The sequence below is a fragment of the Streptomyces sp. NPDC028907 genome (assembly GCF_055564995.1).
The window spans coordinates 100,495-117,011 of the sequence record NZ_JBVHVE010000003.1 but is presented as its reverse complement, the minus strand read 5'-3'; the positions used below and the strand labels follow the sequence as shown (position 1 = coordinate 117,011).

At 72.4% G+C, this 16,517-nt stretch carries 11 protein-coding genes; 2 read left to right on the top strand and 9 right to left on the bottom strand.

Annotated features, from left to right (window positions below):
• Positions 1 to 287: 287 nt before the first annotated feature.
• On the top strand, positions 288 to 1,739 hold the full coding sequence (locus tag ACZ4UU_RS09520; protein ID WP_468039166.1) for an AAA family ATPase: 1,452 nt from the start codon (positions 288 to 290) through the stop codon (positions 1,737 to 1,739).
• A gap of 629 nt (positions 1,740 to 2,368) precedes the next feature.
• On the opposite strand, the gene ACZ4UU_RS09515 is transcribed toward ACZ4UU_RS09520, so the two are convergent.
• The 4 genes from ACZ4UU_RS09515 to ACZ4UU_RS09500 are packed head-to-tail and all read right to left on the bottom strand — an operon-like array spanning position 2,369 to position 8,326.
• A complete protein-coding gene (locus ACZ4UU_RS09515; RefSeq protein ID WP_468038095.1) occupies positions 2,369 to 2,806 on the bottom strand; it encodes a zinc-binding dehydrogenase in 438 nt (145 codons plus the stop codon).
• Between the two features lie 33 nt (positions 2,807 to 2,839).
• Entirely contained in the window at positions 2,840 to 4,045 is a 1,206-nt protein-coding gene (locus tag ACZ4UU_RS09510) for a protein kinase domain-containing protein (protein ID WP_468038093.1), read from the bottom strand.
• A gap of 2 nt (positions 4,046 to 4,047) precedes the next feature.
• Positions 4,048 to 7,653, bottom strand: a complete 3,606-nt coding sequence (locus ACZ4UU_RS09505) for a protein kinase domain-containing protein (protein ID WP_468038091.1) — start codon at positions 7,651 to 7,653, stop codon at positions 4,048 to 4,050.
• A 4-nt stretch (positions 7,654 to 7,657) separates the two neighbouring features.
• On the bottom strand, positions 7,658 to 8,326 hold the full coding sequence (locus ACZ4UU_RS09500; protein WP_468038089.1) for a DUF7019 family protein: 669 nt from the start codon (positions 8,324 to 8,326) through the stop codon (positions 7,658 to 7,660).
• Between the two features lie 222 nt (positions 8,327 to 8,548).
• Here ACZ4UU_RS09500 and ACZ4UU_RS09495 point away from each other — a divergent pair, with 222 nt between their 5' ends.
• Positions 8,549 to 9,976 carry a Tat pathway signal sequence domain protein gene (locus tag ACZ4UU_RS09495; protein ID WP_468039164.1) on the top strand — a complete coding sequence of 476 codons (1,428 nt, stop codon included), beginning with the start codon at positions 8,549 to 8,551 and terminating at the stop codon, positions 9,974 to 9,976.
• A gap of 20 nt (positions 9,977 to 9,996) precedes the next feature.
• On the opposite strand, the gene ACZ4UU_RS09490 is transcribed toward ACZ4UU_RS09495, so the two are convergent.
• The 5 genes from ACZ4UU_RS09490 to ACZ4UU_RS09470 are packed head-to-tail and all read right to left on the bottom strand — an operon-like array spanning position 9,997 to position 16,505.
• The gene (locus ACZ4UU_RS09490; RefSeq protein WP_468038087.1) at positions 9,997 to 10,824 is read right to left on the bottom strand and encodes a carbohydrate ABC transporter permease; all 828 of its coding nucleotides are present in this window, start codon (positions 10,822 to 10,824) and stop codon (positions 9,997 to 9,999) included.
• Positions 10,821 to 11,801 (bottom strand): carbohydrate ABC transporter permease, encoded by a 981-nt coding sequence (locus ACZ4UU_RS09485; protein WP_468038085.1) that lies wholly within the window; start codon positions 11,799 to 11,801, stop codon positions 10,821 to 10,823. Before ACZ4UU_RS09485 ends, ACZ4UU_RS09490 begins: the two co-directional genes overlap by 4 nt.
• Positions 11,798 to 13,063, bottom strand: coding sequence for an ABC transporter substrate-binding protein (locus ACZ4UU_RS09480; RefSeq protein ID WP_468038083.1), 1,266 nt, complete (start codon positions 13,061 to 13,063; stop codon positions 11,798 to 11,800). Before ACZ4UU_RS09480 ends, ACZ4UU_RS09485 begins: the two co-directional genes overlap by 4 nt.
• A 50-nt stretch (positions 13,064 to 13,113) precedes the next feature.
• Positions 13,114 to 14,103, bottom strand: a complete 990-nt coding sequence (locus ACZ4UU_RS09475; RefSeq protein WP_468038081.1) for a substrate-binding domain-containing protein — start codon at positions 14,101 to 14,103, stop codon at positions 13,114 to 13,116.
• Between the two features lie 2 nt (positions 14,104 to 14,105).
• Positions 14,106 to 16,505 (bottom strand): ATP-binding SpoIIE family protein phosphatase, encoded by a 2,400-nt coding sequence (locus tag ACZ4UU_RS09470; RefSeq protein ID WP_468038079.1) that lies wholly within the window; start codon positions 16,503 to 16,505, stop codon positions 14,106 to 14,108.
• Between the last annotated feature and the right edge of the window lie 12 nt (positions 16,506 to 16,517).

The window sequence follows — 16,517 nt, the reverse complement described above, 5'->3', positions numbered from 1 at the left end:
CTGGCTGGCAATGGAGTGCAGGAGGGGAGCGCATCGGTGCAACTGCGGTGCGGCAGCCGGCGTTGATGGCGGGTGTCCGGGCGGGAAGTGCTGACTTCGGCCAGGTTGTCGATGTCGCACAATCCTGTGCAGGAAGGTGGGTGCGGTTCCGTCGACCCGGCGGTGCCGTCCGGGGTGTTCGCCTCGCGGGATCCGGAGTCGGTATGGCGGCTCGATGTGGAGAATAAGTCCAGCTATAATAACTGCATCTATATGTGGGAGCTGGTGCTGTGGACAAGCCCGCCGAGATGTTCGACCGTGCCTTCGAATGGGCCGAGCTGACCCGGTTCGCCACCCTCCCGGGCCTGCGGGCCACGCTGGGCGTGGTCTCCGGTCGTCGCCGGCAGGGCAAGACCTTCCTGCTCGACGCCGTCGCTCGTGCCAGTGGCGGCTTCATGTTCACCGCCACTGAGACCACCGAGGCCGACGCCCTGCGTCAGTTCGGTGAGGCGCTGGCCCGGTATCGCGGGCAGCCCACTCCGTTCCGGTTCGCGCACTGGGACGAGGCGGTCGCGGAACTCATGCGCATCGCCGACGCGGGCGGCCCCACCGTGGCGGTCATCGACGAGTTTCCCTTCCTCGCGAAGGCATCTCCCTCCCTGCCTTCGATCATCCAGCGCGCCTTGGATCCTGCTGCCCAGCACACCAACACTCCTGTGCGTCTGCTGTTGTGCGGCTCCGCGCTGTCGTTCATGGGCCGGTTGCTGTCCGGCAATGCTCCGCTGCGTGGCCGGGCCGGCCTCGAACTCGTGGTCCCGACCCTGGACTTCCGGCTCGCGGCCGAGTTCTGGCAGATCGACGACCCGCGCACGGCGTTGCTGACCAATGCCATCGTCGGGGGTACCCCCGCTTACCGCCGTGAGTTCACCCAGGGGGACACTCCTGCCGGGCCGGACGACTTCGATGCCTGGGTCGTCCGAGCCGTCCTCAACCCGGCGCGTCCGCTCTTCCGGGAAGCCCGCTACCTTCTCGCCGAGGAGCCCGAACTTCACGACACCGCGCTGTACCACTCGGTACTGGCAGCGATCGCCGCCGGTAACGCTGCTCGTGGCGGCATCGCCGACTACCTGGGGCGCAAGTCCACCGACCTCGCCCACCCGTTGAGCGTTCTCCAGGACGTCGGCATGATCACCCACGAAGCCGATGCCTTTCGCCGTAACCGCTCCGCCTACCGCATTGCCGAACCGCTCGTCACCTTCTACCACGCGGTCATGCGCCCGGCCTGGGGTGATCTGGAACGCCCCGGGCGGGCGCCCGACGTGTGGCGCCGAACCCAGTCCACCTTCCGCAGCAAGGTCGTCGGTCCGCACTTCGAGCAGGTCTGCCGGGAATGGGCCCGCTGGCATGCGGCACCCGACACCCAGGGAGGACACGTCACACGCGTTGCCGGCGGGACCGTCAACGACCCGGCTGCCAGGACCAGCCACGAGGTCGACGTCGCAGTCCACGGCGAGAGCCAAGAGGGTCGCCAGATGCTGCTCGCCATCGGCGAAGCGAAGTGGAGTGAGGTGATGGGGGCCGGCCACCTGGAACGCCTCCGGCACATCCGTTCCCTCCTGATCAGAAGCGGTACTGCTACCGAGGCAACGAGGCTCCACTGCTTCAGCGGCACCGGCTTCACCGATGAGCTGAACCACCTCGCACAGAACGACCCCACGATTCAACTGATCGACCTGGCCCGCCTCTACCACGGAGAGTGACTCTCGATCGGCAGCGCGGGGGCCGGTCGCACCGGCCGGTCGGCGTGTCGGTGGCTGGGATTGTGGTCGGGGTCGAGCGAGCCCGTGGCACATGCACCGGATCCTGGGCGTGATCAGTGACGGACGCGTAGTTTTCTTGGCGGTGGGGCACCTGTGACATGTGATCTATGAAGATCGGGAGTACAGAGCTTTCTGTCGAGTATCTACAAGCGCGTGAGGACATGGCGAGGCCGAAACTGACCGCGAGCGTGGCGACCGGCGGCGAGGGGCAGTTCGACCTGGGGTGGGCAGGCCACCGCGTACCGCCGCTGGGCTCCCGAGAGGACTCACCCGCCGAGAACGTTGACGACCACGCGATTCGACGTCATAGACGTCGCATCGCACGCGACGGCCTCGGTCGCCACTTCGGGCTTCTGAGGGGCCGGACAGCACTACCCGGCTTGTGCTGGCCACCAGCGATCCGACGGCCCTGCCTCCAGGTCCGCTCCGACACCGTCATCCGCCGCCAGACCCTGGTGAACTTCCGGTCCTCCTTCTGCTGGGAAGCCGGACTTGAACCCGCCCCGCTACGCCCCGCCGCTGAACCTCAACGGGCCATCAGTAGCCGGCTGACCCCCGCCGCCGTGCTGTCACGCTGGCGGAAGGCCTGATCGGCAACCCTCGTCAGCCGAACTGCTTGACCTCATCGACGTGGCGAGCACCGGCAGACCGCGGGTTGCCGTGTCCCGCTCCAGGTTCACGCAGCGAACCGCTCGGTCCACTCCGACTCGTCGTCGAAGTCGTCCGAGCTGAAGCCACGCATCACGATCCGTTTTGCGGATGAGCGGCATGGAGTCCAGCTGGACGGGTGCCGTGGTACCGGTGCCGTGCTCGGAGAGCTGCCCGGCCAGGGCGCCGATCGGGACGAACCGGGCGCCCGGACGCGCGGCCTCCACGGCTGCCTGGAGCTGCTCGCCCCCGACGTTGTCGAAGAAGACGTCGATGCCTTCCGGCGCGGCCTTCGCCAGCTGTTCGGTGAGTGGTCCGGCACCGCGGATGATGGCCTCGTCGTAACCGAGCTCGTTCACGAGGCGGTCGGCCTTCTGCCGCAGAAGGGGTCGTCAGCCTGTCTCGCGCAGTGCCTGGGAGAGGGCGGACGCCGAGGAGGGTTCCGGTGCGGTGCTTTCGTCGAGCGCCGCGTCGATCAGCTCGGCAAGCCGTCGGGGCAGCGACGGCAGTCGGTCCCGCACCGGCACGGGCGGCTCGCGCAGCACCACGGCGACCGGGTCCGCGCCGGGCGGGAAGTCGCGTGGTGTGCTGCCCGTCAGCATCCAGTACAGACAGGCCGTGACGGCCCACAGGTCGACGTCCGGCCGCACGTACTTGTAGTCGATGAGCTGACGGCGCGGCATGAAGGCGACGCTGCCGCCGATCGCGCCGGTGTGGGTACGCCCGGACAGGCCCGCCTGGTCGAAGGCCTTGGCGAGTCCGAAGTCGCCGACCTTCAGTACCCGTCTTCGGGCGGGCCCGGCGAGCAGCAGGTTCTGCGGCTTGATGTCGCGGTGCACCAGTCCGCGCCCGATCGCCGTCGTCCCGTCGGCGAGCCGCACCGGGATCGGCGCCTGGTGGGCGTGGGCGAGCCCGTCGAGGGCCTGGAGCACCAGCGGTACGGTCTCGTCGACGGGGAGGCGGCCGCCGCGCCGCACCACCAGGTCGGCGACGCTGCCCCCCGCGCAGTACTCGCAGACCAGGCAGAGAGTGCCGTCCGGGGCGGCGCTGCCGTGGAAGCGGACGATGTTCGGGTGCCGTAGCGCCTTCACGCAGTCCATCTCGCGCCGGAAGGCCTCGCGCGCGGCGGGGTCGACGCGGCACTGCGGGGTCAGTGTCTTGACGGCGACGAGCCTGCCGGAGTCCGTGTGCCGGGCCAGCCGCACCACGCCCTGTCCACCGCTGCCCAGTTCGCGCAGGGTCCGCAGACCGGGGACGGGTTCGGGGCGGGGTCCGGTGCCCAGGACGACGCGCACCGTCACGCCGCCGAGGCGCAGTTCGTCGCCGTCGGCCAACCGGCGTTCGCCGCGCAACCGTTCGCCGTTGAGACGGGTGCCGTTGTGGCTGCCCAGGTCGCGGACATACGCGTCCGGCGGCCGGACCTCCACCTGGCAGTGCCGACGGGAGACCTTGCGCTGCTCGGCCGCGAAGCGGATCCGGCACTCCCGGCCACGCCCGAGCAGGAACGCGCCAGGGCTCTCGAAGACGTACTCCTCGGTGATCTCCGCTCCATCGTCCGCGCGGCCGGTGGTGACCAGCATCCCCAGGGACCACGGCACCGTCAGCCACCGGCCCCGGGCGGGACATCGTAATCCCAGGCCAGTTCCCACACCCACACCCCCGAGCCCAGGTCGGCGGTGGCGAGCAGGCTGCCGTCCTCGCTCAGTGCCACGTGGCCGACCGTGGTGCGATGGCCCTCCAGGGTGCGCAGGCGACGGCCGGAGCGCACGTCCCACAGGTGGACCAGGCGGTCGTGACCACCGGTGACGGCGAACGCGCCGTCGGCGCTGAGCGTGAAGGCCCACGGTTTGTCGGGCAGCGACAGGGAGTGCAGCACCCGGCCGGTGCCGGTGTCCCAGATCTGCAGGGCACGGCCGTTCGGTGTGGCGCCGAGCCGGCCGTCGGCGGTGAAGGCCACCACGCTCTGCCCGCTGCCGTACACCCCGCTGTCCCTGAAGGAATGGAGCAGCTCGCCGGTGGCGACGTCCCAGGCGGTCGCGTACAGGCCGCCGGAGACGAACAGGAGGCGGCCGTCCGGGCTGAAGTCCAGGCGTTCGTCGGACGGGCGCCCCTCCAGCGTCCAGGCGGGGCGATCCGCGTCGAGCGGCCAGAGGCAGATCTCGTTCTCGTTCGACGGGCCGCCGAACTGGTTCGCCCGCGGGTGGGTGCCCGCGTGGGACGCGGCGTACCGGGCGTCCCGGCTGAGGGCTACGGCGTGGACCTTGCCGCCGTGCGCGGGCAGTTCGCGCAGGATCTCGCCCTGGGGCAGGTTCCGCAGCTTCAGGGTGCCGTGCTCGTTGCCGATCAGGATCCGGTCGCCCGTCTCGTCGAGGGCGTGGGCGGTGAGGGCTCCGTCGTCGTCGGTGAAGATCCGCTTGCTGCCGGTCTCCAGGCTGAGCTGGCGGATCGTGCCCTTGTTGGTCCGTACCGTCAGCAGCCGTCCGCCGACGGCGAACTGGATGTCCCTGGCGCTGCCACCCTCACCGTGGTCGAAGGTGTGCAGCCGCTCCCCGGCGGCGAAGTCCCAGACGTCCACCTCGCCGGTCCACCGGCCGGTCACCATGTAGGCGCCGTCCCGGCCGACGGCCAGGCTCACCGGCTGGGTCAGCTCCCCGTGCCCGTCGAACTCGTACAGCCCCCAGGCGCCGAGCAGGGTGGAACGGCGGCCGTGCGGGGCCACCCGCACCCAGGCCCGGCGCAGTTCCGGGTGGCGGGCGAAGCCGGACAGTCGCTGGGCGGCACGCAGCGCCTCGGCCGCCTGCGCGAGGTCGCCGTGCTCGGTGTGGGCGCGGGCGCGGTCCATCAGCTGCCCGAACTCCTCCTCCGTACGCGTGAGTTCGCCGGCGGGCCGGGGTCGCGCGTAGCACCAGGGGGCGAGGAAGTCCGCGGCGGGCAGCGACCGCACCAGGAGTCCGCCGCGGCCCGCGCCGAGCACGGCGACGCGGCCGTCCGCGCTGATGGCGCGGGAGTGCACCCGGTGGGCGTCGGCGGGCAGGTCCTGGTCGAGCGTGCGCAGACAGCGGCCGGTGGGCGCATGCCACACCTGCGTCGGTTCGCCCAGACCCCCGGTCAGCAGGGTGGGCCCGGCCGTGGCGGCCGCGAGGGACGCCGCCGTCCGCAGCCGGTGCGGCACCTCGCTGACGACCGTGTTCCGCCGCGCGTCCCACACGGCGAGCGGGCCGTCCCGCCAGACGGCCACCGCGCAGCGGGCGTCCGTGGCGAGCGCGACATGGTCGAGGGGGTGGGCACGCACCTCCCGGCCGTGCAGCGTCCCTCTGACCGGTCCGACGAGGGTGCCGATGCCACGGCTGCCGAACACGTCCCAGGAGCGGACGGTGCCGTCGTGGCGGTCGGCGGAGGTGGACAGCGCCCGGCGGCCGTCGCGGCTGAGTGCCAGGGCGGTGACCGGACCTGAATGGCCGGGGAGTACGGCCGTCGGGCCCCGTTCCCCCGGTTCCCAGACGCGTATCACGCCGTCGCCGTGGCCGGTCGCCACGTACCGGCCGTCCCCGCTGACCGCCACCGCGCGGGCGGCCGGGGAATCGCGTCCGGACGGCAGGGTGCGGCTGTGGCGGCGGCCCCGGGACAGGTCCCACACCTCCGGGCGGCCCTCGCCCCGAAGAGCCACGCCGAGCATGCCGCCGGCGTCCATGGCGAGGGCGGTGACCGGTTCGCCGCGCCGGGTCAGGGTGCGCTTGGCCCAGCGGCCGGTGGCCTCCCGCCGCGTCCACAGCAGCAGCCTGCCCGCTTGGTCGCCGGACAGGATCGCGCCGCCGTCCGCGGTGATCGCGACCGCGCGGACATCCTCGGTATGCCCTTCGAGGTCGGCACGGATCCGGGGCGGGCGCCGCTCCCACTCGGCCAGGGCGGCGGCCGTGTCCGGGGAGCCGGGGTCGGCGTCGGCCGCCTCCCGCAGCAGGGCACCGGCCCGCGCGTTCTCGTGCCGTTCCAGTTCCACGGAGCCCAGGAGCTGGGCGCCGAGGCCGGGCGGGGCGCCGGTGTCGGCGGCGCGGGCCGCCTCCAGGTTGGAGACGACTTCCTCGCTGGTCTGCCGTCCCGAACGCCATCTGTGCAGGCCGAAGTTGTAGACCGAGGGCAGATGGTGGGGGTCTGCCTGGATCGCCGCCAGCCACAGTTCCTCGGCGTCCTCCGAACGGCCGAGGTCGAGGAGGGAGAGGGCCTGGTTGGACAGGCCGTCCGCCAGCAGGCGTACCGCCTTGGGGGCGGGGCGCGGATGCGGGGTGCCCAGCAAGTCGCGGTGCAGGTCGCGCAGAATCGCCGCGACCTCCGCGAGCCCGGCCGGGCGGTGCGCGGGGTCCTCGGCGAAGCATCGCCGCAGCAGGCGGGCCACCTGCGGCGGCATGGGCGGCACGCGAGCGTCGTCGGGCCCGCCGTCGCGCAGGAACGTTTCCAGAGCCGCCCCGGCCGCCTGGCCGTAGGGGGTGGGCCGACGACCGGCGAACATCTCCAGCACGCTCACCGCCCAGGACCACACGTCCGTCGCGGTGGTCAGCCGTATGCCCCGGTGTCCCGCGGCGGCGGCCGCCTGCTCCGGGGAGCAGTAGGGGAGGGTCATGCCGCCGAAGGTGACGGTCAGCGGCTCGTCCGCCGGGCTCTCGGTGTCCTGCCGGGCCTCGTTGTTCCCTCGTGCCCCGGCCAGACCGAAGTCGGTGACCTTGGCGGTGCCGTCCGGTTCGAGCATCACGTTCGCCGGTTTGACGTCCTGGTGGACGAGCCCGCTGTGATGCGCGTGCGCCAGCCCCCACGCCATCTGCACGGCGATGTCGAGAACGCGGCTCAGGGCGGGGTCGGGGCCGCCCGCGTAGAGGCCGCCGCCACGCACGGCGTCGGACAGGCTGCCGCCGTCGACCCACTCGGCGAACACCCGGGGCAGACCGTCGACTGTGCGGACGTACACGCAGTTGACGGTGTGCGGATGGAGCCCGAGCCCCACCCAGGTACCGGCCTCGGTCTCGAAGCGGCGGCGACCCTCGGTGGTGCGCACCTGTTCGGGGCGGGGTGTCTTCACCGCCAGGTCCACCTGCCAGTCGCGGTGCCGGACCCGGTGCACCAGGCCCATGCCGCCGCTGTGCACCACGTCGAGCACTTCGTACAGACCGAGGACCACCTCGCCCGGCTGCCAGGTCCGGGCCCGCTCGGCGGCCACGGGGTCAGTCGGCGAGCGCGACGAAGAGCGGGCTGCCGAGCAGCACCGTCACCCCGTCGTGGCCGTCGAGTTCGGGGTAGGGGATCGGGCCGTGCAGCAGGCGCTTGGCGAGGAACTCCACTTCTTGCTCGGCGCCGCGCAGCGTCCGGTTCGCGAGCTGGACGGAGGCGAGTGCGTCGGGTTGGGGGGCTCCGTCCGCACCGTCCGCCGTCACGGCCGCGGTGAGCCCGGCCAGCAGTCCCGGTGCCGTGGAGGGTGCGAAGGGCAGCTCCTGCTCGGCGGGCGCGGTCCCCTGCGTGGGCACGGGGGCGCCCAGCACATGGCCGCTCGCCCCGCCGAGCCCGACGATCGTCCGCTCGGTACGGCCACCGAAGTAGACCAGCGGCGACGGCCCGAGCGGCAGCGGCCCCCAGCGCATCGGAAGCCGCCCCCGGACGTACTGGCCGGGGGCATCCACGGTGCCCACGTCGCCGAAGTCATCCAGGTGCCGCACCACCCGCTCCAGCCGTGCCACCCGGTCCGACGCGGCTGACTCCACGCTCCGCCGGGCGCTGACGAACTTCAGGCTGATCCCGACCTCGGTGGCGCGCCGGCGTGTGAACCCGGCGTCGACCTGCGGCAGCAGCATGTCGACCTTGGCATCGCTGATGTAGACGTAGTACCGCAGCGCCACAACGCCCCCTCCGTCTGACGCAATGTATGCGCTCTGTCTACGCCAGGTTACTGGCAGGCGGCCACCGGGAGGCAGTCTGGTTTCATCAGGTTCTTCGGGCGTGGTGCCACCTTCAACTGCTCGCCCTCGCGCGGACGTTGACCCACCCCACCCTGCCCAGCAGAATGACTCCGCACTTGTGAGAGCGCTCTCAAGGCCCGGCGAGGGAGACCCATGGACGGCATGACCGGCGTGACCCGCGTGAACCACGTGACCGACGGACAGGGACCAGGGCGGGGCCCGTCGGTCAGTCGCCGTGGGATTCTGGGGGCCGGGCTCGGCGCCGCGGTGCTCACCGCGGCCGGGGTGGGGTCGGCGCAGGCCGGGGCGGGTGCCGTTCACCCGCACGCGGCCTCCGCCCGGCGCCGCGGCCACGCCTTCCTCGCTGCCGCCATGGACGCCTACCCCGACCACGGCCCCGTCCGCCTCGCCCAGAGCTACGCCGACCAGGCCGGCCTGTTCAGCACCGCCTTCACCTACGACAACGCCCTCGCGATCCTCGCCCACCTCGCCGCCCGCACCGCCGACGGGCGGGCCCGGGCCGTGGCGCTCGGGGACGCACTGCTGTACGCGCAGGAGCACGACCCGGCGTACGGCGACGGCCGGTTGCGGCAGGCGTACAACGTCGGGCCGTACACCTTCTACGACGGCTCGCTCCAGCCGGACGGGTTCGTGCGGGCGGACGGCAGCGCCAACGTGGGGACCCAGTTCGGGTTCACGGGGACGGCCGTGGGGGACATGGCCTGGGCCGGGATCGCGCTGAGCGCCCTCGCGGGGCGGACCGGGGAGCGGCGGTTCCTGGCCGGGGCGGTGCGGATCGGGGAGTGGATCGAGCGGACCGGGCGTACCGACGAACCCCTCGGCGGATACAAGTTCGGGGTCGACGGGGCCAACCAGAGGCTGCCCTTCACCTCCACCGAGCACAACACCGACCTCGTCTGCCTGTTCGGGCGGCTGGCCCGGTTGACGGGGGACGGGGTCTGGCTGGAGCGGCGTGCTCGTGCCCGGGCCTTCCTCAGCCACATGTGGGACGCGGACGGCGGGTTCTTCTACACCGGGACCAATGACGGGGTGACCGTCAACAAGTCGCCGATTCCCGCGGACACCCAGACCTGGACCTATCTGGCTCTCGACTCTCGCGCCCATGCCCGTTCGCTGGACTGGGCCGCGCGGGAGCTGGCCGTCCTCGACCATGCCGAGCGGCGCAACAGCACGGTTCCCGCGGGGCAGTCGTACGAAGGTGTCACCTTCAGCTCGGCCGGGCTCCTCGCGAACGAGGACGCCCCGATCGCCGAAGGCCAGCCCAAGCCCGACCGCAACGGCGTGTGGTTCGAGGGGACGGCTCATCTCGCGCTGGCCCTGCGGGAGCGGCACGGGCGTGGGGACGAGGCGCGGGCGCGGCGGCTGCTCGACTCCATCGAGCGGGCGCAGGAGTTGCTCGGTGGCGGTCAGACCGTCGGCGGGCGGGCGCTGCCCGAGCGGTCCGGGGTCGTGTCGGCCAGCAGCCCGCTAGACACCGGCTTCGGGTTCGGCTACTACCCGTACCGGCACCTCGGGGCGACCGCCTGGTATCTGATGGCCGCCGTGCGCGCCAACCCGCTGCGGGTCTGACGCGCCGGTCGGCCGGCACCTCATCCCCGCCCGCTGCCCGCCGTCAACCCGCCCACGATGAAGCGCTGGAAGAGGGCGAACACACAGACCACCGGGACGCTGATGAGCGTGGCGGTGGCCATCAGGGCGCCCCACGCCGTGCCGTGCTGCCCGACGAACGCGTTCAGCAGGACGGTGACGGGCTGGATGTCCGGACCCTCGGCCAGCGTGAGGCCGAACAGGAACTCGCCCCAGCCGATCAGGAAGCACAGCCCGGCCGTGGCGACCAGGCTCGGCGCCATGACCGGCAGGACGACCCGCAGCAGCACGCCGGGCAGCCCGCAGCCGTCGACCAGCGCGGCCTCCTCCAGCTCCGGCGGGAAGGACCGCAGCACCGGGCGCAGCACGATCACGGCGAACGGCAGGGTGAGGGTCGTGTCCGCGGCGATCAGACCGAGGTAGCTGTCGTCGAGACCGGCCCGGCGCTCCAGGATGAACAGGGGTGCCGCCAGCACGATGGCGGGCGGCAGTTGGGCGACCAGCAGGGCCAGCACCATCGCGCCCGAGCCGCGCAGCCGGACGCGGGCGAGCGCGTAGGCGAGCGGCACACCGAGGGCGAGGGTGAGGGCCACCACGCCGCTGGAGATCACCAGGCTGTTGAGGAGGGCCCGGGGCAGGCCCGCGTAGGCCAGGGCCGTCCGGTAGTTCTCGGTGGTGAGCGGGGCGGGCAGCCACTGCGGGGTCGGGGCGAGGATGTGGTCCGGGCGGGTCAGGCTGGTCTTGACCATCCAGTACACCGGCAGCAGGAAGGCCGCGGTGATCAGGGTGGCGACGGCCGTGAGCAGCCAGGGGTGGCGGGGAGGTTTCACGTGGAACCTCCCACCGCGTCCTCGCGGCGCAGTCGACGTACGTAGAAGACGCCCGTGAGCAGCGGTACGACGAGCAGCAGCAGGCCGGCGGCCGCGCCCTCGCCGAACCGGAAGAAGCGGAAGAAGACCTCGTAGACGTAGAGGGACAGCACGCGCGTGGCGTCGACCGGGCCGCCGCCCGTCATCACGAAGATCAGGTCGAAGACCTTGAAGGTGTAGAGCAGTCCGAGCAGGAGGACGGTCACGCAGACCGGGCGCATCAGGGGCAGGGTGATGCGGCGCAGGCGCTGCCAGGCGTTCGCTCCGTCGAGGGCGGCGGCCTCGTGGAGCTCGGGGTCGATGGTGTGCAGGCCGACCAGGAGCAGCAGCATGTTGAAGGGCACACCGACCCAGATGTTGGCGAGGATCACGCCGGCCAGCGAGGTGGACGGGTCGGTCAGCCAGTGGTGGGCGAGGGCGTCCAGGCCGACCGCCCTCAGCAGCGCGTTGTACGCGCCGGACTCCGCGTCCAGCAGCCAGCGGAAGAGGGTGCCGCTGACGATGGGCGGCAGCAGCCAGGCCACCAGGAGCAGGGACCGCAGCAGACCGTTCAGCGGGAACGGGCGGGCGAAGAGCAGGGCCAGGGCGAAGCCGAGGGTGAACTGGCAGGCCAGCGAGCCCAGGGTGAACAGCAGCGAAAGGCGTACGGAGTGCCAGAACGCCGGGTCGTCGAGGACCACCCGGTAGTTGTCGAGGCCGTTGAAGCGTTCCGCCCCGCCGAGCAGTCCGCTCAGCCGGACGTCGTGGACCGAGGTCCAGACGTTGTAGAAGAGCGGATAGGCCAGGAACAGGGCGAGGAAGGCCAGGCCCGGGAGGCAGAAGAGGTAGCCGGTGCGGCGACGGCGCGTGGAGGGTCCGCGCACCGGGCCGGGGTCGGCCGACGGGAGACCGGCCTTTCTTCGGCGGAGCTCCAGCGCGAGGGCCTGACGCCCTCTCACCGCTCGCCCAGCGCCTTGTCGATCTTGCCGGCCGCCGTTCGCGCCGCGGCCGAGGCCGCCGCCGACCCGGTCAGTACGGCCTGCTCCGCCTCCGCGACGGCCTGCGAGGCATCGGCGTAGTGCGGGCCGTACTGGCGTGGCCGGGCCAGCGGCAGCTGGCTCAGGAAGAGCCGCAGCGCCGGGTCCGAGGCCCAGGCGCCCCGGTCGGCGAGGTCCTTGCGGGCGGGCAGGTTGCCGAAGGAGACGAGGTACGGCGTCAGCACCGAGGGGCGCTGGGTGTACTCCAGCACCTCCCACGCCTTGTCCAGATGGTCACTGCTTTTCATCAGCACCCAGTTCTCGCCGCCCAGACAGGTGGCCGCCTCCTTGTCGCGGGGCAGGGCGACGACGGCCCAGTCGAAGTCGGCCTCCTTCAGCGTGGGGATCTGCCAGGGGCCGTTGATCTGCATGGCCGCACGCTGGTTGAGGAACCGGGTGTTGACGTCCTGCTGGGTCCAGCCCACGCACTGCTCGGACAGGGAGCCCTTGGCGACCAGGTCGTCCAGGAACGACAGGGCGGTGGCGCCGTACGTGGCGAAGGTGTCCAGGTCACCGCCCGCCTGCCAGAGGAACGGCAGGAACTGGAAGACGCCCTCCTCGGTCCGGATCGCGCTCAGCGCGAGGCCGTACCGGTCCCCCCGGGTCAGCCGCTCGGCGGCGGAGGCCAGCTCGCCCCAGGTGGTGGGCGGTTCCACGCCGGCGTCCTGGAGCATCCGGGTGTTGTAGTACAGGGCAAGGCAGTTGCTCTGGTTGGGGATGCCGAGCGTCCTGCCGTCGACCTGGCAGCCGTCCCACGGGCCCTTGTAGTACTGCCCGGCCTGACCCCACTCCTCGACCCGTTCGGTGAGGTCGGCGAGCAGATCGCTGCCGCCGAGGGTGTTCATGGAGACGTTGTCGACGATCGCGATGTCGGGCAGGTCGCCGGAGATCGCGCCCAGGGTGATCTGCCGCTCCAGCTCCGCGAACGGAAAGGTCCGCCGCTCGATCCGTACGTCCGGCACCCCGGCCTCGATGTCCTTGATCAGCCGGGTCATGCCGGGCTGGAAGTTGTCCAGCGTGAAGTAGTCCCACCAGGTCAGGGTGGTCGTGCTCGGCTCGTCGGAGCCGCCGCAGGAGGCCAGCGTCCCGCCGCCGCAGGAGGCCAGCGTCCCGCCGGCGCCGAGGGCGGCGGCGCCCGCGCCGACGGTACGCAGGAACCGGCGGCGGTCGACCGGGTACGGCATGCTCCCCTCCCGGGGGTGTTCGAGGTGGTGGCTCGGCATACCTCGACGTATCAGAAATCCAGGTCGAAATCGGGGAATTCCGGCTCGGGTTCCGAACCGGGCACCGGATGGCACCGTCCTGTGCTGGCCCGCAGGGTGATCAGCGGCTTCAGCAGGACGTGCCGGGGCGTGGAGCCGGGTGCGCGCAGGCGTTCCACCATCAGCTCGACGGCGACCCGGCTCATCTCCTTGGCAGGGATCTCGGCCGCGGTCAGCTGCGGCGACACCTGCTCGGCCCAGGGGCTCGCCGCCACCCCGACGACCGAGAAGTCGCGCGGGACGCTGCGGCCGTGCCGGGTCAGGCCGCGGTAGACGCCCTCCAGCGCCGCCTCGTTCATGGTGACCAGCGAGGTGGTCGCCGGGTCGTCCGCGAGGATCCGCGCCACGACCTCCTCGCCCGAGGCGAGGTCGTCGCCGCACAGGTAGGTGCGCGGCTCGTGGCCCAGGTCCGTCATCGCGGTGGTGTAGCCCTCGTGGCCGAGCCGGGCGAAGCCGTAGCCGACGTTGAACAGTTGCTCGGAGCGGTTGACGAAGGCGATCCGTCGGTGGCCCAGGTCGGCGAGGTGCCGTACACAGCCACTCGCCAGCCCGGCGAAGTCCAGATCGACCCAGCCGACCCCGTCGCAGCTGTGGTTGCGGCCGATCGCCACGAACGGGAAGCCCGCCCCGGCCAGCCGCTCGACCCGGCTGTCCTCGCGGCGGATCTCCATCACGATCACACCGTCCACCCGCGGAGCACCGCCGCCCCCGTGCCGGTCGACCTGCTCCGCCCGCGGCCTGACCATCCGCCGGAACGACTCGTCGTCGGCCGTCTCGGCGGGGGAGAGCAGCATGTCGTAGCCGTGCGCCGCGGCGGCCTCGGCGACGCCGCCGATGAAGGCGAGCTGCATGGTGGTGTAGTCGCCCTTGCGGCCGGACGGCGGGTAGAGCAGCCCGAGGGTGTGCGTGGCGTGGTCTCCCCCGGCCGATGGCCTCGTGGGGGCGCGCGGGTGCTCGGGCATGGTCAGCCGACCGGGAGGGGTTGCTCGGCCCAGATCGTCTTGCCGGTGGGCGTCTGCCGGGTGCCCCAGCCCTGGGTGAGCTGGGCGACCATGTGCAGCCCGCGGCCGCCCTCGTCATAGGTGCGGGCCCGGCGCAGATGCGGGGCGGTGCTGCTGGCGTCGGACACCTCGCAGATCAGGGTGCGGTCCCGGATCAGCCGCAGGCCGATCGGCACGTCGCCGTAGCGGATGGCGTTGGTGACCAGCTCGCTCACCACGAGCTCGGTGACGAACGCCGCCTCCTGAAGCCCCCATGCCGCGAGCTGCCGGGTGGCCTGCGCGCGGGCGTCGGCCACGATCGCCGGGTCGGACGGCAGGGCCCAGGCGGCGACCTGGTCGGCGTGCAGGGCGCGGGTGCGGGCCAGCAGGAGCGCCACGTCGTCGGCGGGGCTCTCGGGGAGCATGGCCCGCAGGACGGCGTCGCAGGTGATCTCCAGCGAGGGCACCGGGGCGGACATGGCCTCGCAGAGCCGTTCGAGACCGAGGCCCATGTCGCGGTCCCGGGCGATCAGACCGTCCGTGTAGAAGGCGAGGAGACTGCCCTCGGGCAGCTCCAGCTCCGTCGCCTCGAAGGGCAGCCCGCCGACGCCGAGCAGCGGACCGGGCGTGAGCCGGACGACGCTGACCGTGCCGTCGGGCAGCAGCAGCACCGGTGGGACATGGCCGGCGCTGGCGAGGGTGCAGATCCGGGAGACCGGGTCGTAGACGGCGTACAGACAGGTCGCGCCGATCCCGCCGGTGTACGGCAGGTCGCGGACGGTGCTGTCGTCGTCCGAGGTGAGATGGGTGACCAGGTCGTCGAGGTGGGTGAGCAGCTCGTCCGGGGGCAGGTCCACGTCGGCGAGGGTGCGTACGGCGGTGCGCAGCCGCCCCATGGTCGCGGAGGCGTGGATGCCGTGCCCGACGACGTCGCCGACGACCAGGGCGACCCGGGTGCCGGACAGCGGGACGACGTCGAACCAGTCGCCGCCCACGCCCGCACCCGTACCGGCGGGCAGATAGCGGTACGCCACCTCGACGGCCGCCTGTCTCGGCAGGTCGCGGGGGAGCAGGCTGCGCTGGAGGGTGAGCGCGTTGGTGCGCTCGCGGGTGTAGCGGCGGGCGTTGTCCACACCGACGGCGGCCCGGCCCGCGAGTTCCTCGGCGAGGATCAGGTCGTCCTGCTGGAAGGGCGGGGAGCCCTTGCCGCGGACGAAGACCGCGACGCCGAGGGTGATGCCCCGGGCCCGCAGCGGGGTCGCCATGACCGAGTGGAAGCCGTGCTCCCGGACCACGGCGGCCCGTGCTTCGTGCTCGCCGACCCAGCGGGCGAAGTCGGGGTCGTCCGCCCCGCTGAGCACCGGCCGCCCACTGGTCAGGGAGCGGGCCGGCGGCGAGAACGACGGATAGGTGTCGATCCCGCCGAGGGCGACGGCGGCCTCCGGCACACCCCCGCCCTCCGCCGCCGACTGATGGGCGACCCGGCGCAGCATCACGGCGGCGTCGACCGTCCCCGGCACCGGTTCCTCCCCGCGCATCACCGAGTCGAGCAGGTCCACGCTGACGAAGTCGGCCAGCCGCGGTACGGCCAGATCGGCGAGTTCCTGGGCGGTGCGGGCGACGTCCAGCGTGGTGCCGATACGGGAGCCCGCCTCGTTCAGCAGCGCCAGCCGCTGCCGCGCGGCGTACTGCTCGCTGCTGTCGAAGGCGGCGGTGCCGACCCCGGCCACCTCGCCGGACACCGGGTCCCGGACGGGCCACAGCTCGACGATCCAGGAGCGCTGCCGGCCCGCTGCGGCCGGCGGCGCCGGGGCGAACCCCTCGTACCGCATCGGCATGGCCTCCTCGGCGACCCGCCGCACACACCTGAGGAAGCCCTCGTCGGAACGGGCCTCACCCAGCGGGTCGGTCTCCGCGCCCGCGTTCAGCCGCCACGAGCCGGACGCGGCGCTGTAGGTCGACAGGGCGATCGAGGACTGGGCGAAGGCCCACTCCACCATCCGCCGGTCGCGGTCGGAGGCGGCGGTGCCCGTGGTCGCGGTGACGACGAACGCCTGGGTCGCGCCGCCGCCGTCCAGCGAGGGATGCGCGTGCAGGGTCAGTTCGACGCGGTGTCCGTCGCGGTGCCTGAGGACCGCCGTACCGCTCCATTCCTCGGAGTCGACCGGGGAGAAGCCCGTCGCCTCGCGGTCCACGAGCAGATCGGCCGCGGCCCGCCCCACCACCTCGGCGGCGACGTATCCCAGCAGCCGCCGGGCACCCTCGCTCCACCCCGTGACGATGCCCTCAAGGCTGATGGTGGCGGTAGCGGCATCTGGTGACCACACGGTTCCTAGCGTGCGCGTCGCGGGAGAATCGGACAAGTCGGATTCCTGTGCATGCATAACCTGTGCAGG